Origin of the sequence: Catellatospora sp. NPDC049111 (genome assembly GCF_040648615.1) — a bacterium.
In the GTDB taxonomy this organism is placed as follows: domain Bacteria; phylum Actinomycetota; class Actinomycetes; order Mycobacteriales; family Micromonosporaceae; genus Catellatospora; species Catellatospora aurea.
In genome coordinates, this window is the sequence record NZ_JBEZEB010000010.1 from 1 (window position 1) to 20,095 (window position 20,095).

At 72.0% G+C, this 20,095-nt stretch carries 16 protein-coding genes; 11 read left to right on the forward strand and 5 right to left on the reverse strand.

Going from position 1 to position 20,095, the window contains the following annotated elements; translation table 11 throughout:
* Positions 1 to 148: 148 nt before the first annotated feature.
* The gene (locus AB0B66_RS16585) at positions 149 to 1,453 is read right to left on the reverse strand and encodes an extracellular solute-binding protein (protein WP_360529650.1); all 1,305 of its coding nucleotides are present in this window, start codon (positions 1,451 to 1,453) and stop codon (positions 149 to 151) included.
* Positions 1,454 to 1,733: 280 nt separating this feature from the next.
* On the opposite strand from AB0B66_RS16585, the gene AB0B66_RS16590 reads away from it, so the two are divergent.
* The 8 genes from AB0B66_RS16590 (at position 1,734) to AB0B66_RS16625 (ending at position 12,318) form a co-directional block, all read left to right on the forward strand.
* Positions 1,734 to 2,804, forward strand: a complete 1,071-nt coding sequence (locus AB0B66_RS16590; RefSeq protein ID WP_360529653.1) for an NAD-binding protein — start codon at positions 1,734 to 1,736, stop codon at positions 2,802 to 2,804.
* 162 nt (positions 2,805 to 2,966) lie between these two features.
* Positions 2,967 to 3,695, forward strand: a complete 729-nt coding sequence (locus AB0B66_RS16595) for a pyrimidine reductase family protein (protein ID WP_360530191.1) — start codon at positions 2,967 to 2,969, stop codon at positions 3,693 to 3,695.
* Between the two features lie 180 nt (positions 3,696 to 3,875).
* Positions 3,876 to 5,648 (forward strand): ATP-binding protein, encoded by a 1,773-nt coding sequence (locus AB0B66_RS16600; protein WP_360529656.1) that lies wholly within the window; start codon positions 3,876 to 3,878, stop codon positions 5,646 to 5,648.
* 14 nt (positions 5,649 to 5,662) lie between these two features.
* Entirely contained in the window at positions 5,663 to 6,826 is a 1,164-nt protein-coding gene (locus AB0B66_RS16605) for an exonuclease SbcCD subunit D (protein WP_360529659.1), read from the forward strand.
* An 88-nt stretch (positions 6,827 to 6,914) separates the two neighbouring features.
* On the forward strand, positions 6,915 to 9,392 hold the full coding sequence (locus tag AB0B66_RS16610) for an SMC family ATPase (protein ID WP_360529662.1): 2,478 nt from the start codon (positions 6,915 to 6,917) through the stop codon (positions 9,390 to 9,392).
* Between the two features lie 23 nt (positions 9,393 to 9,415).
* The gene (locus tag AB0B66_RS16615; protein ID WP_360529665.1) at positions 9,416 to 10,366 is read left to right on the forward strand and encodes a hypothetical protein; all 951 of its coding nucleotides are present in this window, start codon (positions 9,416 to 9,418) and stop codon (positions 10,364 to 10,366) included.
* Between the two features lie 109 nt (positions 10,367 to 10,475).
* The gene (locus AB0B66_RS16620; protein WP_360529668.1) at positions 10,476 to 11,399 is read left to right on the forward strand and encodes a lytic polysaccharide monooxygenase; all 924 of its coding nucleotides are present in this window, start codon (positions 10,476 to 10,478) and stop codon (positions 11,397 to 11,399) included.
* A gap of 19 nt (positions 11,400 to 11,418) precedes the next feature.
* Positions 11,419 to 12,318 carry a DNA-3-methyladenine glycosylase 2 family protein gene (locus AB0B66_RS16625; protein WP_360529671.1) on the forward strand — a complete coding sequence of 300 codons (900 nt, stop codon included), beginning with the start codon at positions 11,419 to 11,421 and terminating at the stop codon, positions 12,316 to 12,318.
* Positions 12,319 to 12,362: 44 nt separating this feature from the next.
* Here the strand turns inward: AB0B66_RS16625 and AB0B66_RS16630 are convergent, their stop codons facing one another.
* The gene (locus AB0B66_RS16630; protein WP_360529674.1) at positions 12,363 to 14,108 is read right to left on the reverse strand and encodes an MOSC and FAD-binding oxidoreductase domain-containing protein; all 1,746 of its coding nucleotides are present in this window, start codon (positions 14,106 to 14,108) and stop codon (positions 12,363 to 12,365) included.
* 139 nt (positions 14,109 to 14,247) lie between these two features.
* On the opposite strand from AB0B66_RS16630, the gene AB0B66_RS16635 reads away from it, so the two are divergent.
* A complete protein-coding gene (locus AB0B66_RS16635; RefSeq protein WP_360529677.1) occupies positions 14,248 to 14,874 on the forward strand; it encodes a hypothetical protein in 627 nt (208 codons plus the stop codon).
* A gap of 58 nt (positions 14,875 to 14,932) precedes the next feature.
* The gene (locus tag AB0B66_RS16640; RefSeq protein ID WP_360529680.1) at positions 14,933 to 15,481 is read left to right on the forward strand and encodes a hypothetical protein; all 549 of its coding nucleotides are present in this window, start codon (positions 14,933 to 14,935) and stop codon (positions 15,479 to 15,481) included.
* Positions 15,482 to 15,567: 86 nt separating this feature from the next.
* On the opposite strand, the gene AB0B66_RS16645 is transcribed toward AB0B66_RS16640, so the two are convergent.
* A complete protein-coding gene (locus tag AB0B66_RS16645; protein ID WP_360529683.1) occupies positions 15,568 to 16,104 on the reverse strand; it encodes an excalibur calcium-binding domain-containing protein in 537 nt (178 codons plus the stop codon).
* 355 nt (positions 16,105 to 16,459) lie between these two features.
* On the opposite strand from AB0B66_RS16645, the gene AB0B66_RS16650 reads away from it, so the two are divergent.
* Positions 16,460 to 17,173 (forward strand): haloacid dehalogenase-like hydrolase, encoded by a 714-nt coding sequence (locus AB0B66_RS16650; RefSeq protein ID WP_360529686.1) that lies wholly within the window; start codon positions 16,460 to 16,462, stop codon positions 17,171 to 17,173.
* A gap of 23 nt (positions 17,174 to 17,196) precedes the next feature.
* Here AB0B66_RS16650 and AB0B66_RS16655 read toward each other — a convergent pair whose 3' ends face one another.
* Together AB0B66_RS16655 and AB0B66_RS16660 are read right to left on the reverse strand one after the other, a co-directional pair.
* Positions 17,197 to 17,904, reverse strand: a complete 708-nt coding sequence (locus tag AB0B66_RS16655; protein ID WP_360529689.1) for an XRE family transcriptional regulator — start codon at positions 17,902 to 17,904, stop codon at positions 17,197 to 17,199.
* 512 nt (positions 17,905 to 18,416) lie between these two features.
* Positions 18,417 to 20,093, reverse strand: a complete 1,677-nt coding sequence (locus AB0B66_RS16660) for a pectate lyase (RefSeq protein WP_360529692.1) — start codon at positions 20,091 to 20,093, stop codon at positions 18,417 to 18,419.
* Positions 20,094 to 20,095 lie beyond the last annotated feature (2 nt).

Genomic DNA, 20,095 nt, shown 5'->3' on the forward strand with positions numbered 1-20,095 from the left:
CCCGCGCGCGGCCCGGCGGCTCCGTCGGTCGGGGGGTCGTTTGCCCCCCCCCCCCCCCCGCGGGGGGGGGGGGGGGGGGTGGGGGTGGTGGGGGGGGGGGGGGGGGGGGGGGGCCCCCCCCCCCCACCCCGGCTTCATCGGGCGTTACTTACTGGGCGGCCTTCTTGCCGTCGGTGACGGCGGCGGTCCAGGCGTCGGCAGACGACTTCGTGCCCTGCTCCACCGTGCGGAGCGCGTTCTCGACCGCGGTGCGCACCGGGGCGTTCTTCGCGCCCAGGTAGACCGGCTTGAGGTCCAGCGCGCCCTTGGCGAAGATGTCGCCGGTCGGGGCGTTGCTGAAGTACTCGTTGACGGCGGCCTTGACGGCCGCGTCACCCAGCGCCTGCGGCGACGAGGGCAGGTTGCCCTTCGACTTGAAAGCGGCGGTCTGGCCGGCCGGGTTGGTCAGGAACTTGACCAGCTCAGCAGCCTCCTTCGCGTGCTTGGACTGCTTCGGCACGGCCAGGAACGAGCCGCCCCAGTTGCCGCCGCCGCCGGGCGCGGCAGCGATGTCCCACTTGCCCTTGCCGTCGGCGCCGTTCTGCTCGGTGATGTAACCGGTCATCCACGCCGGGCAGGCGATGGTGGCGAACTGGGCCTGCTTGAAGCCGTTGTTCCACTCCTGGGTCCAGGCCTGCAGCTTGGCCGACAGGCCCGCGTCCAGGATCTTGACCGCGAGGTCGTAGGAGTCCTTGACAGCCGGGTTGGTGTCGATCGTCATCGCACCCGACTTGTCGAAGTAGGTATAGCCCGCGCCCTGACCGGCCTTCTGCATCAGGATCGTGTTGTACGTGTTGGTCACCGCGTCGATGAAGCCCGCGTCCTTGACCTTGCTCTTGAAGGTCTGACCGGTCTTGATGTAGTCGTCCCAGGTCGGCCACAGGGCCGAGACGGCCGCGCGGTCGGTCGGCAGACCGGCCTTCTTGAACAGGTCGGTGCGGTAGCACATGGCCATCGAGCCGACGTCGGTGCCGAGGCCCAGGATCTTGCCGTCGGCGGTGGTGCCCTGCTGGAACTTCCACGGGATGAAGTTGCCCGCGAGGTCCTTGGCGCCGTACTCACCCAGGTCGGTGAACAGGTTGGCCTTGTCCAGGTAGGAGATGATCACGCCCTCTTCGAGAGCGACGATGTCACCCGCGCCGGCGCCCGCGGCGAGCCGCTGGGTCAGCTGCTGGTTGTGCGCGTCCAGCTGCGAGCCGGTGCCCCGCTCAACGATCTTGATGTTGGGGTGCTCCGCCATGTACTGCTTGTAAAGCTCTTCGTAACCGAAGTTGCCGAAGACATCCACATTCAGGGTGATCTGCTCGGTGGTGCCGTTGCCCGGCTCCTCCGACGAGCAGGCCGCTGCGCCGAGCGTTACGGCGGCAGCGAGTGCGATCGCCGCGAAGGAACGGCGCCGCATGTTCGTGCTCATCCTGACCCCTCTCAGGTCGTCGATGTGCGGTGGGGGTGAAACGTAGGGATCGAACTCCCTGTGGCGTGGACCACATGGTCGGGAGCGCTCCCATGAGATTGCCGTGAGGTTACGTGGGTGTCAAGGGCGCTGATGGGAGCGTTCCCATTCTGTTACCTACGTCACTGCATGATCGAGAGAGCCTGGCCAGGTACGACGACCGGGTTGTTGGCCGTTCGACCGTTACTAATTCGTTCGTATGGTCAGGTTCGGCCGACTGATCGTCGGATACTCTCCGAGCATGGCCGGGCTGAAGACGACGAGCGCTTCCGCGATCGAGCGCGGGCAGATCAAGTTGCCCGAGCGCGAGATCGCCCCGGTCCGCCAGATCACCCGACGCGTCGTGTACGGGCTGCTCATCCTGGCCGCCGTCGTGTGCGTGGTGATGGCCGACAGCACCGGGTACAAGGACGGTGCCGACGGCCAGATGAGCTGGCTCGACGCGCTCTACTACGCGACCGTGACGCTGTCGACCACCGGCTACGGCGACATCGTGCCGGTCAGCCCGACCGCGCGACTGGTCAACGTCCTGGTCATCACGCCGCTGCGGATCGCCTTCCTGGCCATCCTGGTCGGCACCGCGTTCCAGGTGCTCACCAAGAACTACCGTGACCAAGTGCGGCGCGACCGCTGGAGGAAGACCTTGCGAGGGCACACCGTCGTCATCGGATACGGCACCAAGGGCGCCAACGCCATCCGGCAGCTGCAGGCCTCCGGGACGGCCGCGGAGCAGGTGGTGGTCGTCGACAACCGGCAGGAGTACGTCGACGAGGCCAACCGCGACGGGTACGCCGCCGTGCTCGGCGACGCCACCAGGGCGGTGGTGCTGCGCCAGGCCTCGGTGCACACCGCGGCCCGCGTCATCGTGGCCACCAACCGCGACGACACCGCCGTGCTGGCCACCCTCACCGTCCGCCAGCTCAACCCGAAGTGCCTGGTCGCCGTCGCCATCCGGGAGGCCGAGAACGAGCCGCTGCTGCTGCGCTCCGGGGCCGACGCCGTGATCACCTCGTCTGCGGCGGCCGGCCGGCTGCTCGGCGTCGCCGCGAAGTCGCCGCTGGTCAGCGAGGTCTTCTCGGACCTGCTGGTGCACGGCGACGGCCTCGAACTCGTCGAACGCCCCGTGCGGCCGGAGGAGATCGGCCGGACCACGCGCGACTGCCCCGAGCCGGTCGTCGCGGTGCTGCGCGGCGGCAAGGCGCTGGCCTGGCAGGAGGTCACCGCGCTGGAGTCCGGTGACTGCCTGGTCGTGGTCGCCTGCAAACCCCGCAACCGCCGCGGCGAGGTCACCTCGGTCATCGGCACGCCCTGACCGGAGCCCGTCCGGCCGATAAAGTGGTCACATGATCTGCCAGGCGTGCCGGGAGCGCCGGCACCGCGAGTGCCGGGGCCGCACCTGGTGCGACTGCCAGCACCGGCCGCCGCAGCCGACTCCCCCGGCCACCGGGGCGGCTGGCGAGTGATCGCCGCACACCTGGCCGCGCTCGACGACGACGAGCTGGCCCGGCTCTACCCTCGTGCCGACGCCCCCTGCCTGCGGGTCAACTTCGTGTCCAGCCTGGACGGCGCGGTCGCCGTCGACGGACTGTCCGCCGGGCTGTCCGGCGCGGACGACAAGCGGGTCTTCCGGCTGCTGCGCATGCTCTGCGACGGGCTGCTCGTCGGCGCGGGCACGCTGCGCGACGAGCGCTACCGCCCGCTCACCCTGGACCCCGCTCGCCGCGCGTGGCGCGGCGAGCACGGGCTGCCCGCGTACCCCCGGCTGGTCGTGGTCTCGGCGACCCTGCGCCTGGACCCGGCCGCCCCCGCCCTGGCCGACGCGCCCGTGCGCCCCCTGATCCTCACCGGCCCCGCCAGCGACCCCGCCGCCCGCCGGGCGCTGGCCCCGGTCGCCGACGTGGCCGACGTCCCCGACCTCGCCACCGGTCTGCGCCTGCTCCACGCCCAGGGCCTGACCCAGCTCCTCTGCGAGGGCGGCCCCCATCTCCTCGGCTCCCTCGGTGAGCAGGACCTGATCGACGAACTGTGCCTCTCCCTGTCGCCGCTGCTGGCCGGAGCGGGCTCCGGCCGCATCACCGCAGGCCCGCCCCACCCCCCGCGCTCCATGACCCCCGCCCACATCCTCACCACCGACGAAGGCTTCCTCCTCACCCGCTATGCAAGGAAGGGCACCTTCACATCGCCGGGCAAGGAGACCGCCTGACGGGCGTCATGATCGCCGTCTCGGGACGAAAAGCGAGGTCTGACCTTACTTTCCGTCCCGAACCGGCGATCATGGCCAGCCTGCGCCGCGCGCCGAGACGGCGCGGGCAGGTGTCGTGGTGGCGACACGGGGAGGGGTGCTGGTCACTGTCGGGGAGCGAGAACGGTGGCTTTGTCGTTGGTGACCGCTAGGGTTCGTCGGGTGAGCGAGGAGCAGCCGGGAACGCCGGTCGGGCGGGTGCTAGGCACCGAGGACGCGAGTCCGCTGACCTTCTGGGTCGCGGTCGCCGAGGGGTCATACCTGCAGCTGGACGACGTGGTGGTGACCCAGCGGCCGCTGCCCGACATCGGCATGGTCACCATCGCCGGGGTGGTGACCAGCGTGCGGGCCCGCCACGAGGGCGCGAGCTTCGACTCCGACGTGTTCGCCATCGCCGAGGGCATGCTGCCCGCGCAGGTCCAGGAGGCGGCCGAGGTCACGGTCACCCGGGTCGAGCCCGAGGTGTACGTGCCGCCGCTGCCCGGCGCGGTCGCCTTCCGGGCCCAGGGCGAGTCCCGCGACAGCGCGCTGTCGTTCGACCGCATGCACCGCCGCCTGCCCATCGGCACCGGCCGCGACGGAGCCCCGGTCTACCTCAACGCCGACTTCCTCGACGGCAGCCGGGGCGCACACGTCTCCATCTCGGGCATCTCGGGCGTGGCGACGAAGACCAGCTTCGCGACCTTCCTGCTCTACTCGGTGTTCCGCTCGGGCGTCTTCGGCGGCGACGCGGTCAACACCAAGGCGCTCATCTTCAACGTCAAGGGCGAGGACCTGCTGTTCCTCGACCACCAGAACACCCGACTGGACGAGCGCACCCGCGCGCAGTACCACAAGCTCGGCCTGGAGGCCGCGCCCTTCCCGCAGGTCAGCGTGTTCGCCCCGGCGCGGGCGGGGGACCCGACGGGCAGCCCCGACGTGGCCAGCCGGCTCACCGGCGTGGACCCGTTCTACTGGACGCTGGCGCAGTTCTGCGCCGACCGGCTGCTGCCGTACGTGTTCGCCGACGCCGACGACGAGCGGCAGCAGTACACGATGGTGGTGCACTCGGTCACCGCCCACCTGGCCAAGCACGCGGTGCCCAGCGACGGCGGCATCACCCTCGACGGCTTCCGGATCAACAGCTACGAGCAGTTCGTCGACCACCTGGTCGAGCAGCTCAACGACGAGGACACCCGGGGCCAGTGGGCGGGCAGCTCCATCGGCGTTGCCACGGTCAACGCGTTCGCCCGACGGCTGATCAACAGCAAGCGCGACCTGGGCCGGCTGATCCGCGGCGACCTGCCCGAGCGCCGCGCGCACAGCATCTCCACCGCGGAGAGCTCGCAGGTCACCGTCGTCGACCTGCACAACTTGCCGGACCGGGCGCAGCGTTTCGTGGTCGGCGTGACGCTGAAGACCGAGTTCGAGCGCAAGGAGAAGGCGGGCACGGCCAAGCCGCTGCTGTTCGTGGTGCTCGACGAGCTGAACAAGTACGCGCCCCGCGACGGCTCCAGCCCGATCAAGGACGTGCTGCTCGACATCGCCGAGCGCGGCCGCTCGCTGGGCGTGGTGCTGATCGGCGCGCAGCAGACCGCCTCGGAGGTGGAGCGGCGCATCGTGGCGAACTCGGCGATCCGCGTCGTCGGCCGGCTCGACCCGGCCGAGGCCGGCCGCCCGGAGTACGGCTTCCTGCCGCCCGCGCAGCGCCAGCGGGTGCTGCTGGCCAAGCCGGGCACCATGTTCGTCGGCCAGCCGGAGATCCCGGTGCCGCTGGCGGTGGAGTTCCCGTTCCCGGCCTGGGCGACCCGGCCCGGCGAGGCCGGTCCCGCGCCGCGGGCGACGCTGGCCAGCATGGTCAGCGCCACCGACCCGTTCGCGGTGGTCGGCTCGGGCGCGCGCAACGGTTTGGCCGACGACGAGATCCCCTTCTGAGGCGAGGACTGACGATGCGGATTCTGCACACCTCCGACTGGCACGTCGGCAAGGTGCTCAAGGGCCGCTCCCGCACCGGGGAGCAGATCGCGGCGCTGCACGCGGTGGTCCAGATCGCGAAGGCCGAGCAGCCCGACCTCGTCATCGTCGCGGGCGACCTGTTCGACGTGGCCGCGCCGTCGCCGGAGGCCACGAAGATCGTGACCAGGGCGCTGAGCGCGCTGCGCGCCACCGGGGCCGAGGTCGTCGCGATCGCCGGCAACCACGACAACGGCGCGGCGCTGGACGCGCTGCGCTCCTGGGCCGACGCGGCGGGCATCAGCCTGCGCGGCCGGATCAGCGAGAACCCGGCCGACCACATCGTCTCCGGCACGACCAAGGGCGGCGAGGCATGGCGCTGCGTCGCGCTGCCGTTCCTGTCCCAGCGGTACGCGGTGCGCGCGCTGGAGATGTTCGACCTGACCGAGGCGCAGGCACAGGCGACGTACGCCGATCACCTGGCGCGGCTGATGTCGCGGCTGGCCGAGCAGGCGTTCGGCGAACCGAACACCGTCAACCTGCTCACGGCGCACCTGACCGTCGTCGGCGGGACCATGGGCGGCGGCGAGCGCGACGCGCACTGCATCCTCGGCTACGCCGTCCCCTCCTCGGTGTTCCCGAGCAACGCGCACTACGTGGCGCTGGGCCACCTCCACCGGGCGCAGCTGCTGCCGGGCGCTTGCCCGGTCCGCTACAGCGGCTCCCCCATCGCGGTGGACTTCGGCGAGCAGGAGAACCGTCCCAGCGTGACCATGGTCGAGGTGACCGCGCAGACGTCGGCGCAGGCCCGCACCGTGGAGCTACCCAGTGTCACGCCGCTGCGCACCCTGCGCGGCACGCTGGAGGAGCTGGCCGCGCAGGCCGAGACGCAGGCCGAGGACGACGCCTGGCTGCGGGTCTACGTCGCCGAGCCGCCCCGGGCCGGGCTGCGCGAGCAGGTGCAGGAGCTGTACCCGCGGGCGTTGGAGATCCGGGTCGACCCGTCGATGCTGCCCGACGCGGCGACCCGCTCCGCCCGGCCGCAGCGCTCGGGACGCAGCGCCCCGGAGCTGTTCTCGGACTACCTGACCCATCGCGGCCACGAGGACACCGCGACCAAGAACCTGTTCGACCGCCTCTACACGGAGGTCGCCGGATGAGCGAGCCACGGGCCGACGCCACCGGACGCGGCAGGGCCGCCGGCGCGCCGGGTTCGCGGTGCGGTGTCATCACGAGGGAGGTCATGGCATGAGGCCGCTGCGGCTGGATCTGCGCGGATTCACCGTTTTCCGCGAGCCGACCACCGTCGACCTGACCGACTGCGACTTCTTCGCGCTGGTCGGCCCGACCGGCTCGGGAAAGTCCACGCTGCTCGACGCGATCTGCTTCGCCCTCTACGGCACCGCCCCGCGCTGGGGCGGCGGCCGCAGCGTCGCGCACGCGCTGGCGCCGTCGGCCACCGAGGCCGCGGTGCGGCTCATCTTCGAGGCCGGCGGCACGCGGTACGCGGCGACGCGGGTGGTGCGCCGCGACGGCAAGGGGAGGACCGCGACCCGGGCCGCGGGGCTGCAGGCGCTCACCCCGGGCTTCGACGCGTCCAGCCTGGACGGTGAAGACCTGCTCGACGAGCTGGGTGAGGCCCTCGCGGGCACGCCGGGCGAGCTGGACCACGCGGTCGCGGACGTGGTCGGGCTGCCGTACGACCAGTTCATCAAGTGTGTGGTGCTGCCGCAGGGCGAATTCGCCGCGTTCCTGCACGCCCGGCCCGCGGAGCGGCAGGAGATCCTGGTCCGCCTGCTCGGCCTGGACGTCTACGACAAGATCCGGGAGAAGGCCGGTGTGCTGGTCACCGAGGCCAACGGCAAGCTGGCCGCGACCGAGCCGGTGCTGAAGGAGCTGACCGCCGCCGCTTCCGACGAGGCGATCGAGGCCGCCGAGGTTCGCGTGGAGCAGGCTCGCGTGCTGGCCGCCGACGTCGACGCCGCGCTGCCGGAGCTGGTCGAGGCGCAGCGCCGGGTCGAGCAGGTCAGTGCCGAGGCGACCGCCGCCGAGCAGCGGCTGCGCCTGCTCACCGCGGTCGCCGCGCCCGCCGGGGTGACCACGCTGGCGCAGACCGCCCGTGACGCCGCGGCCGCCGCGCAGGACGCCGCGATCGCGGTCGGCGCCGCCGAGGAGTCCGAGGAGAAGGTGCGCGCCCAGCTGGAGGCCGCCGCCGATCCGACGGTGCTGCGCGGCCTGCTGGAGGCGCATGCCGAGAACTCGCGCCTGGCCACCCAGCTGTCCGAACTCGACGCCGCCGCGTCGCAGGCGCAGCAGTTGCACGATTCCGCGCTCGGCGCGCAGCAGACCGCGGTGGCCCGCCAGGCGCAGGCCGAGCGGGCGCTCGCCGAGGCGCAGCAGGCGCTGCAGGCCGCGCAGACCTCCGACCGGGCCGCCTGGCTGCGCCGGGACCTGAAGGCGGGGCACGCCTGCCCGGTCTGCACCCAGCACGTGGCGACCGTGCCCGCCATGCCCGACCAGCCCGCGATGACCGCCGCGAAGAAGGTCGTCGAGCAGGCCGAGCAGGCCGTGACCACCGCCCGTGCCGGCCGGGAGCAGCTCGATCGCAAGGTCAACGAGGCGAGCGTGCGGCACGCGAAGGCGTCCGCGCAGCGCGAGCAGCTGGCGGTGCGGGCCGCCGAGGTCGCCCGGGTGCTGCACGGAGCGGCCCCGGTGCCGAAGCTGCGCGAGCAGTTGACCGCCGCCGAGGCGCTGCGCCGCGAGCTGGCCATGGCGACCTCGGCGCTGCGGGCCGCGCGGGAGGCGCAGCGGCAGTCCGCCGGCTTCGCCCAGCAGGCCCAGGACCGGCTGTCGGCGGGCTGGCGCTCGTTCGACGCGGCTCGGGACACGGTGACCGCGCTGGTCCCGCCCGCCGCCGACCGCGACGATCTCGCCGCCGCCTGGCGCGTCCTGGACGGCTGGGCCCGGGAGCAGGCCGCCGCCGCGTTGACCGCGCGCGACGGCGAGCGGGGCCGGCTGGCCCAGGCCCGCGAGCACGCGGCCGCGCTGGTGCACCGCCTGGACGAGCTGTTCGCCGCGGCGCAGCTACCCCGGCCGGGCGCCGGGGAGCACCAGCGGGCCGCCGCGGTGACCGTGGAGCGCATGGCCGCCGCCCGGGACACGCTGCTGGAACGGCGCGCCCAGGCCGAGGCGCTACGGGCGCAGCGGGCCGTGGTCGAGACCGACCGGCAGGTGGCCACGGCGCTGGCCAACCACCTGCGGGCCAACAACTTCGAGGCCTGGCTGCTGCAGGAGGCGCTGGACGCGCTCGTGGACGGGGCGTCGGCGATCCTGCGCGAGCTGTCCGGCGGGCAGTACGACCTGATCCACGAGGACCGCGAGTTCTTCGTGGTCGACCACCACGACGCCGGGCTGCGCCGCACGGTGCGCACGCTGTCGGGCGGCGAGACGTTCCAGGCCTCGCTGGCGCTCGCGCTGGCGCTGGCGGACCAGCTCGGCGGCCTGTCGCCGACGGCCAGCCTGGAGTCCATCATGCTCGACGAGGGTTTCGGCACATTGGACGCGTCCACCCTGGACACGGTGGCCGCGACACTGGAGAACCTGGCGGCCACCGGGGATCGCATGGTCGGCGTGGTGACGCACGTGCAGGCGCTGGCCGAACGCATCCCGGTCCGGTTCGAGATCAGCAAGGACGCCCGTACGGCCCGCGTGGAGCGGGTCGGATAGACGAGAGCTGGTAGACAGATCTCATGAAGTTCCATGTGGACGCCTGGGATCCCGGCTTCGGCGCCAGTCTCGACGGCGCGGAGCGCGGGCCCGCCGAGGCCAGCAGCGCCAAGCTCGACCCCGAGATCGAGCTGCCGGCGGCGGACTGGCGACCCCTGGAGACCCCGCCGGGCGTACGCGCACCCGACGTGGTCCTGCTCGTCGACGGCGTGCGCCGCACCGACGCCCGGCTGTGGATCGAGGACCACGACGGGGTGACCCGCCCCGGCCTGGCCAGCTCTTATGCGGCAGGGGTGGTGCGCTGCGAGCGCTCGACCGGAGCCAGCGTGACCGGCGTGAAGGTGGAACGCACCCTGTTCACCGCAGCCGAGCAGCCCTCCGACGTCGACGCGGGGCAGGCAGCCCGCTACCGCGCCGAGACCGTCCTGAACGCGGACGAGAAGGACCTGTCGAACCGCCTGCAGGGGGCCCTCACCGAGCTGGAGATCGAGGTGTCCCGGCAGCTGCGCTCCGACGGCGACCTGCTGATCGTGGACGGGCCGCTGCGCAGCCGCGACGCGCTGCCGCGCACCCTGGGCTACATCAAGACCCAGCAGAAGCAGTACCTGCCCGACCGCCTGATCAGCGTGGTGGCCGCGCTCCAGCCCGCGCAGCGCACCCCGGTCTTCCGGATCACCGGCGTGTACGAGCGGCTCACCTGGTATCTGCGCCTGCCGCACGGCGGCAGCTCCCCGTGGGCGGGCATCGTGCGGGTGGAGTGTTCGGCCGAGGTGCCCGAGCACCAGGCCGTCGCGCTGGCCGAGCTGTCCACGGCGACGATCCCCCGTTTCGCCTCGCTGCCGTACAAGGACCCGCGCGCCCCGCAGAACCTGGTGCCCATCGCGGGCCTGGAGAAGAAGCTGCGCCACCTGCTCGGCGACGGCAAGCTCCTGCACCGCTCGCTCGCCCTGGCCGCCCAGCGCACCACCGCCTGAACCACGGCAACGGTACGGAAACAGCCATTGATCGCCGTGTACGTGAGGCGTAAATTCATCTCTTAGTAAAGTTTCCTTATTGGAACACTTCCACAGAGAGGTGGAACGCATGCGCGCCGCAACCCGCGCTGCCCTCGCCACGACGGTCCTGGTCCTCGTCCCGACCCTCGCCGTGGTCACCCTGATCACGCCCGCCGCCAGCCACGGGACCATGGTCACGCCCGCCAGCCGGGTCTACACGTGTTACTTGGAAGGCCCCGAGTCGCCCGACACCGACGCCTGCAAGGCCGTCGTCGCGCTCGGCGGCACCCAGCCGCTGTACGACTGGAACGAGGTGAACATCGCCAACGCCGCCGGGCAGCACCGCAGCATCATCCCCGACGGCAAGCTGTGCAGCGCCAACCGCAGTAAGTACGCCGGGCTCGACCTCGGTCGCGGCGACTGGCCGACCACCACGCTGCCCGCGTCCGGGGCGTACAACTTCCGGGTCCGCGCCACCGCCCCGCACCTGGGCACCTGGCAGCTTTACGTCACCCGGCCCGGCTACCAGCCAACCACCCCGCTGCGCTGGGGCGACCTGGAGGCCAGCCCGTTTTTGACCGTCACCAACCCGGCGGTGACCGACGGCTACTACAACCTGTCCGGCACGATCCCGGCCGGGCACCCCGGCCGCCACCTGATCTACATGATCTGGCAGCGCTCGGACAGCCCGGAGGCGTTCTACTCGTGCGCCGACGTGGTGATCGGCGGCACCGTCCCGTCGCCGTCCGCCTCGCCGAGCACGTCCCCCAGCGCCTCGCCCAGCGCGTCTCCCAGCACGTCGCCGTCGCCGAGCAGGTCGCCCAGCGCGTCCCCGTCGGCCTCGCCGAGCGCCAGCCCGACCGGTTCCTACCCGGCCTGGGCGCCCAACGTCGCCTACACCACCGGCGCCAAGGTGACCTACCAGGGTGTCGTTTACACCTGCCGGCAGGCACACACCTCGCTGACCGGCTGGGAGCCCGCCACCACCCCCGCACTGTGGCTGGCCGCCTGAGCGTGGCAGATTCGATGCCGTGACCGAGCGACACGAGCTGCCTGAGCGATACGACATCGCCGGCACGCTCGCCCAGCTCAGCCTCGGGCGGCACGATCCGTGCTCACGCTGGGTCGACGGCGTCTACTGGCTGGCTGCCCGGACCCCCGCGGGTCCGGGCAGCCTGGCGCTGCGCGCCGCCGGCCGGTTCCTGCACGTCGAGGCGTACGGCGAGGGCGCCGGCTGGCTGGCCGAGCGGGCCGACGCCATCGCCGGGCTGCGTGACGACGTCACCGGGTTCGCCGCGTTGTCGAAGGCGCACCCGCTCGTCGCCCGGCTCGCCCGCGAGCACGCCGGCCTGCGCCTGCCCGCGACGCGCCTGGCGTTCCCCCGGCTGCTGCGGGCGGTGTGCGAGCAGAAGGTCACCGGCACCGAGGCGTACCGCGCCTACTCGGCGATCGTGCGCAAGCTCGGCACGAAGGCCCCCGGCCCGGTGGAGAACCTGTGGCTGCCGCCCGACCCGGAGGTCGTCGCCGCCACGCCGTACTACGAGTTCCATCCGCTGGGCCTGGAGCAGCGCCGGGCCGACACGCTGCGGCGGGTCGCCGCCCAAGCCGGCCGGCTGGAACGCCGCCCCGACAGCGCCGCCCTCACCGCGCACCTGCTGACCATCCGGGGCATCGGCCCGTGGACGGCGGCCGAGACGGCGGCCGTCGTCTTCGGCGACCCCGACGCGGTCAGCGTCGGCGACTTCCACCTGCCGAACTTCGTCTGCTACGCGCTGGCCGGGGAGCCCCGGGGCACCGACGCCCGGATGCTGGAACTGCTCGCCCCGTTCGCGGGGCAGCGCGGCCGGGTCTGCCACCTCATCGAGGCCTCCGGCATCGGCGCGCCCAAGTACGGCCCCCGCATGCCGATCCGCAGCTTCAAGTCGTTCTGACCCGCACGGCTCCGGCACTTCAAAAGGGCGCGAGGGCCGCCGCGTCACAGGTCGAGGGCCAGTTCCGAGGTCGGCTCCGAGCAGCAGATCAGCAGGTTGCCGTCGCCGGGCTCCTCGACGGGCTCGGGCGAGTACGCCACCTGCCCCGACAGCAGTCCGCTCACGCAGGTGTGGCACACCCCCGTCCGGCACGACCAGCGCACCGGCACGTCGCAGGCCTCGGCGAATTCGAGCAGGCTGGCATAGGCGGGGCTCCACGGCACGGTCAGCCCGCTGCGCACGAAGGACACCGCCGGCCCCGTTCCCGGCGTGCCCTCCGGCGCGTGCGGCGGCTGGGCCTGCGCGGCGGCGATGCCCGGGGTCAGGCCCGCCTGCGCGCCGAACAGCTCGCTGTGCACTCGGCCCGCGTCCAGCCCCAGCGCGCCGAGTTCGGCGGTGACGTCCTGCATGAACTCCGTCGGCCCACACAGGTAGGCCGACGTGTCCGGCGGCAGGCCGAGCCCGCGCAGCACGTCTGCGGTGATCCGCCCGACGCTGGTGAAGTCGCGGTCCGGCCGGTCCTGCGCGGCGGGCCGGCTGTAGCAGATGTGCACGTGCGCGTGCGGCAGCCCGGCGAGCAGTTCCCGGCTCTCCGCGGCGAAGACGTGCTCGCTGCCGTCGCGCGCCCCGTGCACCCACCACACCGCGCGGTCCGGCTGCGACGCGACCAGGGCGTGCAGCATCGCCAGCACCGGCGTGGCCCCGATGCCCGCCGACAGCAGCAGCACCGGCCCGTCGCCGGAGTCCAGCGTGAACGTGCCGCGGGGCGCCGCGACCTCGACGACCAGCCCGGGGCGGGCGTTGGCGCGCAGGTACGTCCCCGCCGCGCCGTGCGGCTCCTGCTTCACGCTGATCCGGTACACCGCGTCGCCGGGGGTGCCCGACAACGAGTAGCTGCGCACCAGCGGCCCGCCGGGGCCGGGCAGCCGCAGCGTCAGGAACTGGCCCGGCAGCGCGGCGGGCAGCGGTGACCCGTCGGCGGCAGCCAGGTGCAGCGAGAACACGTCCCGCGTCTCCTCGTCCAGCGCGGTGACGGTCAGCGGCCGGAACCCGGCCCACGCGGGCGGCGCGGCGGCCGTCTCCAGCCCGGCGTTGCCCTCCTGCCCGTCGGCCTGGTCGAGCAGACCCCGCATGGAGGCCTGCCAGCCCGGACTGAGCGCCGGGATGCGCAGCGCCCGCGCCGCGTCGGCGCGGGAGTGGCCCGGCAGGTACAGCAGGGCGTCGAGCTCCGCCACGGTCATCGCCTCGGGCCCGGTCGACAGCTTCACGATCTCGTCGCCCGCCTGCACCAGCCCTTCGGTGATCACCCGCAGGTAGAAGCCGGGCCGGTGGTGGGCGACCATCAGCGCCGCCATCTGCGGCTCGTTCAGCCGCATCCCGACGCGGTAGCAGGTCACCCGCGGCTGGGTCACCTCCACGACGGCTCCGCCGACGCGGTAGCGGTCGCCGACGCACACCTCGTCGTCGGGCAGCCCGTCCACGGTGAAGTTCTCGCCGAACTGGCCGGGCAGGAGGTCGTCACGGCCCAGCACCTTCGCCCAGTAGCGGTAGGAGTCCCGCTGGTAGACCAGCACCGCGCGCTGCTCGCCGCCGTGCCCGCCGAGATCGCCCTGGCCGTCGCCGTCCAGGTTGAGCCGCCGCAGCATCACCGGGCCGTCCACAGGCTGTTTCCACACCCCGGTGTGCACCGTGCGCCCGCGCCAGTCGACGTCCTTGGGCAGGCCTACGCTCACCGTCAGCAGGGTGGCCACCCATCGAACCTACAAGCCGGGAGTACGCCCGGTGCCCGCTTCGCCGATCCCGGCCGGATCGCGTGTCCCCCTGGTCCGGCCTGGTCGCGCCCGAAACGGCCCCGCCGACCGTACCGGCCGGGCGTCTACGATGCCGGACATGGCACTTCTGTACCGCGCGGACATCACGCCGACCAAGCTCGAACTGATCGACTCCTGGCTGCCCACCCGTCCCTGGTACCAGGGACCGGCGCAGCCGGGCGTGCGACGGGTGGCCGCATGCCGCTTCGACGACCCCGACGGCGAGGTCGGCGTCGAGACGATCCTGGTCCAGGCCGGCGACGGCCTGGTGCTGCACGTCCCGCTCACCTACCGGGGCGCGCCGCTGCCCGGCGGCGAGCCGTGGCTCGTCGGCACCACCGAGCACTCCGTGCTCGGCAAGCGCTGGGTGTACGACGCCACCGGCGACCCGGTGTACCTCCAGGCCCTGGCCACCGCCATCCTCACCGGCGGCGGCGAGGCCGAGGAGTTCGTCGACGCCGACGGCCGGCAGGAGAAGCGCGCCCCGGCGATGACGCTGCGCGGCAGCGGCGCCCCGGGCACGGCCGTCCCGACGGTCGGCCCGATCGAGCAGAACACCGACGGCGACCCCACCCGCATCACCACCGCCACCGTCGACCTGACCGTGCACCGCGTGCTCGGCTCCGCCGCCGGCGGCGGGCTCACGCTCACCGGCTCATGGGACGGCGGCTCCCCGACGATCCTGGCCGAGGCGACACTGCGCTGATCCGGTCTCCCGCACGCGGGCGATGGCGCGCCTTGCCCGCGTGCGGTATCCACAAAGGATGTCTGCACCGGAGAACACCCGGACCCGCCGCCCCTGGGGCGCCGCCCAGTGGACCTTCCTCGGCGTCGTGCTGGCCGCCCTCATCGGCGTGACCCCCGCGCTGCTGGACCGGCTGCTGCCCGACGACTCCCCCACGGTCACCGGCTCGTCCCCGCCACCGGCCGCCTCGCCCTCGACCTCCCCGTCGCCGGTCGCCTTCCAGCTGACCAGCGCCACACAGGTGCCGCAGTGCGCGGACCTCACCGGATACGGCACCAAGCCGCCCGGCCGGGAGGTCGGGCTGTTCATCCAGGTCCCCGGCGACAGCAAGTACTACTGGGAGAAGATCATCACCTTCGACGGCGACGCGTGGCGGGCCGACCGGGTGGTGATCGGCGCGCCCGCCGACGCCGGCAAGGACTTCAACCTCGTCTTCGTGCCGATGTCCGTGCAGGCCGTCGTCGAGTTCAAGAAACACGACGGCACGCCGTACGCCGTCGACAACCCGCCCGTCACCCCCCTCACCACCCTCCGCGTCACCCGCACCACCAACCTCGGCTCCTGCTGACCCCCAACCGCGTTGATCATGAACTTACGGCAGTGTTCGACGGCGTGTCGCTGCCATAGGTTCATGATCAACGCCGGCCGGGGCGGCTACTCGCAGACGACGCCGTCGCCGTCGCCGTCGCGGTACCAGGAGTACTCCGGATCGATGCCGCGTCGGTACGGGCCGAAGCCAGCCGCTTTCGCCGCCTTGCAGGTGCTGTAGCGCGGGTCGTTGCCCGAGGCAGGCTTCGGCTGCGTCTCGGGCTGGCCACCGGTCGAGCCCTCGGTCTGCTCGCAGGCCACGCCGTCCCGGTCGCGGTCCAGCGCCGTCCGGTAGCCGGGCTGGCCTTTACGCAGCGGAGCCTTGCCTGCCTTGCGTACGGCGTCACAGTTCGCGTAGTACACCGGTTTGGGCGACGGCGCGGTCTTGCTGGGGACGGGCGTCGAAGTCAGGGCCGCTGCCGGTGTGGAAGAACCGAGCACGGCCGAAGCCACAGCCGCAGCCGGCCGCGCGTCCTGCGCAGCCGAAGGTGGATCGTCGTCCCCGCTGATCATCGAGTTGACGGCGCCGCACATCGCACAGAAGCCGAAGATCACAACACAAAGTGCGACGGCGAGTGGCGTGAGCTTGGGGGAGATCTTCATCGTGACAGTCTGAGTACATACCGTGCTCACCGATACCCGGCGACCAGGCCGACCGTAGTGGACGGTCGCCATCTCGCGGCAACCGGTAGTAATAGCCCGGCCACTGGGCGGCTTGCCTGATTCGATGCGCTCGCCGCCGGAGGGCCCAGAGCCCAACGACCCTTCGCCACCTGCGCGCCTCCGACAGGTGGGCGCGTCACGAGCGTTCAAGCATGGTCGAACGCAAAGAGGGCGAGCCGATCCGACGATCGGCGTACCCCGACCGAGAACTCGGCTGCAGCGGTCACCACCGTGCCCAGACTCGCCGTCGGCTCCCGGCTGGCAGCTCCCGCAGCAGGTACGTACGGTGCTGGGCATGAGCCGCGCAGAACCCAGACGCCTGTTCGTCCTCTGGGACGTAGACGGCACCCTTATCGACAACGGCGGGGTGAGCAAGGAGGCATACGCGCGCGGCTTCGAGATCCTGACCGGCGCGCCTCCCATACAGCCGGTCGTCACCGACGGCAGAACCGATCTCGCGATCATGCGTGCCCTGTTCGAAGGGCATGGTCTCGCCTTCGTCCCAGCGATGAGCGACCGTCTTCCCGCCGCCATGGCCGCCGCCCTCGATGCGCTCGTGCCTCGCCTGCGCGAGCGCGGGCACGCCATGCCGGGGGCGAGCGCAGCCATCACGGCGCTGGGAGAGGAACCAGACGTGCTTCAGTCGGTGCTCACCGGCAACATCGCCCGCAATGCCCAGACCAAGCTCTCCGCCTTCGCCCTGCAGGCCGGTCTGGACTTCGAGGTCGGTGGTTATGGCGAGGACAGCGAGGTCCGAACTGAGCTGGTCGCTGCGGCACGGCGCAAAGCGGCCGCGAAGTACGGCACCGTCTTCACTCGGGATAACACGGTCCTGGTCGGTGACACTCCCCGCGACGTAGAGGCCGCTCAGTTGGGTGGGGCCAGGGTCGTCGGTGTCTGCACCGGCAGGTTCGGGGAGGCCGAATTGCGTGCAGTCGGCGCGCGGACCGTCTTGCCGAACCTCAGTGATACTGCGGCGGTGGTACGAGCCGTGCTGTCTGCGGCATGACCCCGAACTGTGCGGCAGCGGCGTCATCTGGGACAGGGGTAGGCGTGCCCCCAGACCCGTTCCAACGACTCGGCGTACATGTCGAAAAGGCCACCTTCACCGGCTCTGCGCAGATGAAGAATCGGTGCCAGGTACCCGTACACGCCGTACGCGTGCAAGTTGACCAGCATCTCGTCGTCGTAGACGAACACGGAGTTGTACAGCGTCGTACGGTGCAGCCGGAAATCGAGTGAGTCGACCTCCAGCAAGGGGCGGTAGTAGGCGATTGCCATCCGGACCCGGCCCGCCAGCGCCTCGTCCAGCTGCTCTTCAGCACCCCGCCGAGCCACCTCGGGCGAGTCCGGGTCACCCAGCGCCATCCGGACACGCACGCCGGAAGCAGCCTTCTCCGCCAGCAGCCGCACCGACTCGGGGTTGTCCTCCGGCAGGAAGAGACTCGCGTACGCCATCACCACGACCTCGCGCTGTGCGCTCTTGAGCAGGTCGAACCACAGTGAGCGAGGCACGAGGTGCCGGTGGGGGTAGAAGCAGATCAGCTCGTTCTCGGCTGTCGTGGCTCCGCTGTCCAGCACGGGCCAGAGGTAGGCCGGAGGGCTGCCGAGCAGACGAGCGGCGCTGAAGGCGGTCGTCCGATGGGGAACCGTGTCGCGCGTCACCCAGCGCTCGACGGTCTTCGGATCTACGCCGATTTCCGCGGCCAGCCGCCGGGTCGTGATTCCGGCCGATCGCATGACGGTACGGAGGCGTTCGTTCGCCATGGTGGGTCACTCCCAGGGGCGTTCAGGGACATCTACATAGTCCACTAAATTCCCCGACAATGGAATGCCGACGCCGTCGCGACGCCCCTGCGCGCCGGCGTTACATCAGCTCATGGGCAAAGCGATCCCGGAGCGGGATTTCGAGCGGTACGCCGAGGCGCAGGCCGCGTACGGCGCGCACCTACTGGCCTTGCACCGGCGGGACTACACCGGCTGCTGTTGGGAATGCGGCCGCTCTCATCCGTGTGATCGGCGCGTTCACGGCGCTCAGTTGATCGCCCACTTCGCCGACTGGCCGAGCGTCGCGTCTTCGCGCGCCCCATGACGCCGCGCCCGTGGTCCGGTACGGCGGGCACGCCCTCACCATGGCTCGCACCTGGCTGGACGTGCCCGCCGTACCCCTATCGATCATGAAGTTATGGCACTGACACGCCGTCGAACACTGCCATAAGTTCATGATCGACGCGTTGGGTTGCCTCGACCAGTCAGCTGGGGCCCGCGCCGGCGATGACCGCTGCCGGGACGGTGGACGGGTTGGCGACGGTGTAGGCGTAGTAGGCGCCCGGGTCGGCCACGGTGCCGGAGACCTCGCAGGGGCCGGAGCCGGTGAAGATGTTGTTGCGCTGGACGAGGCGGCCGGGGCCGCTGTCGGCGTACCCGCTCGCGGAGAAGCACGGGAACGGCACGTCCTGGAAGTAGTTGCCCTCCAGGAGCACCCCGCCGTCCTGGGTGGACGCGACGCCGTACAGCTCGTTGCCCAGGAAGTAGTTGTTGTAGACGTGCACCGGGTCGCCCCAGCGCACCCGGGGGTGGCGCTGGCGGCTGTGGTCGAAGAAGTTGTGGTGGATGGTCACCTTGAGGTGGCCGACGTCCTCGCTCGCGCTGCCGTCGGAGTGGCCGATCAGCATCGACTTGTCGGTGTGGTCGAAGTGGTTCCAGGACACGGTGACGTACTCCGCGCCGCGCACGATGTCGATGGAGCCGTCGACCGGCGCGACGAAGCGGTTGTGGTCGATCCAGACGTGGTGCGAGTTCTGGCCCACGTTGACCGCGTCGTCCTCGGCGCTGGTGAAGGTCAGATTCCTGACGATCACGTTGTACGACCGGTAGAAGTCGAACCCGCCCCCGTTGATCGTCGCGTTGGAGCCGAGCCCGACGATCGTCTTGTTCGGACGCACTCCCCGCTTGCTGTCGATCGTGATCGTGCCCTGCACCTGGATGACCATCGGCCCGATGGTGTCGATGGCGGCCAGCAGCTCCGCGGTCGTGTCGACCACGACTGTCGGCCCGCCCACGCCGCCGTAGGTGCCGTTCTGGCCGAGCGCGTGCACGCTCGCGAAGCCGTCGGCCTGGTTCGGCGGCACCGGCCCCGGGCTGGTGCTGGGCGACGGGCTCGGCGGCCGCGACGGCGACGCGCTCGGACTCGGGCTGCTGCTCGGACTCGGCGACGCGCTCGCCGACGGCGACGCGCTCGGGCTCGCCGAGGGCGACGGCCCGGGACTGGCGCTGGCGCTGGCGCTCGGCTGCGGGCCGGTGCCGCTGTCCACGGTCACGTCGTCGAAGTACGCGCTCGCGTACGACGCCGTCAGCCCGACCCGGCCGCCCGCGAAGGTGCCGTCCGTCGCGCTGACCAGCGTCGTGCCATTGACCGCGCCCGACAGCGACGAGCCGCTGACCCGCAGTGCGAGCGTGTACCAGCTGCCCGTGGCGACCGGCACCGGCGCGCTGGCCAGCGTCGTCACGCCGCCGCCGGAGACGCGGCGCAGTTGCGCCGTGCCGCCGCCGGTCAGCACCAGGGCGTAGAAGCTGGTCATGTTCTGGGCGCGGGCGACGACCCCGGCCGCCCGGGTGCTGTTGCCGAACGCCGTCGGCTGCACCCTGGCCTGCACCGTGTAGTCGGTCCACGACGTCGAACCCGCCTGGGCCTTCGCGTCCGCGCCGGTGCTCGACTGGCGGTAGGCCTGCCCCGACACCGACCAGCTGCCGCCCGAGGTCGACCAGCCGCTCGCGTTGCCGTCGGCGAAGTCGTCGCCGAACAGGACGGCCGCGTCGGCCCGGCTGACCGCGACGGCGCTGACCGCCACTGTCGCGGCGAGCACGGCCGTGGCGACCCAGGCCCGGCGCGCCGCCCTCAGCCCCCGAGGAGCTGCGCTCTCACTCATGG

Coding starts and splice junctions, on each gene's coding strand:
- AB0B66_RS16620 (WP_360529668.1), top strand. CDS start 10,476: ATGCGCGCCGCAACCCGCGCTGCCCTCGCCACGACGGTCCTGGTCCTC.
- AB0B66_RS16605 (WP_360529659.1), top strand. CDS start 5,663: ATGCGGATTCTGCACACCTCCGACTGGCACGTCGGCAAGGTGCTCAAG.
- AB0B66_RS16660 (WP_360529692.1), bottom strand. CDS start 20,093: ATGAGTGAGAGCGCAGCTCCTCGGGGGCTGAGGGCGGCGCGCCGGGCC.
- AB0B66_RS16640 (WP_360529680.1), top strand. CDS start 14,933: ATGTCTGCACCGGAGAACACCCGGACCCGCCGCCCCTGGGGCGCCGCC.
- AB0B66_RS16610 (WP_360529662.1), top strand. CDS start 6,915: ATGAGGCCGCTGCGGCTGGATCTGCGCGGATTCACCGTTTTCCGCGAG.
- AB0B66_RS16590 (WP_360529653.1), top strand. CDS start 1,734: ATGGCCGGGCTGAAGACGACGAGCGCTTCCGCGATCGAGCGCGGGCAG.
- AB0B66_RS16655 (WP_360529689.1), bottom strand. CDS start 17,904: ATGCGATCGGCCGGAATCACGACCCGGCGGCTGGCCGCGGAAATCGGC.
- AB0B66_RS16645 (WP_360529683.1), bottom strand. CDS start 16,104: ATGAAGATCTCCCCCAAGCTCACGCCACTCGCCGTCGCACTTTGTGTT.
- AB0B66_RS16615 (WP_360529665.1), top strand. CDS start 9,416: ATGAAGTTCCATGTGGACGCCTGGGATCCCGGCTTCGGCGCCAGTCTC.
- AB0B66_RS16635 (WP_360529677.1), top strand. CDS start 14,248: ATGGCACTTCTGTACCGCGCGGACATCACGCCGACCAAGCTCGAACTG.
- AB0B66_RS16650 (WP_360529686.1), top strand. CDS start 16,460: ATGAGCCGCGCAGAACCCAGACGCCTGTTCGTCCTCTGGGACGTAGAC.
- AB0B66_RS16585 (WP_360529650.1), bottom strand. CDS start 1,453: ATGAGCACGAACATGCGGCGCCGTTCCTTCGCGGCGATCGCACTCGCT.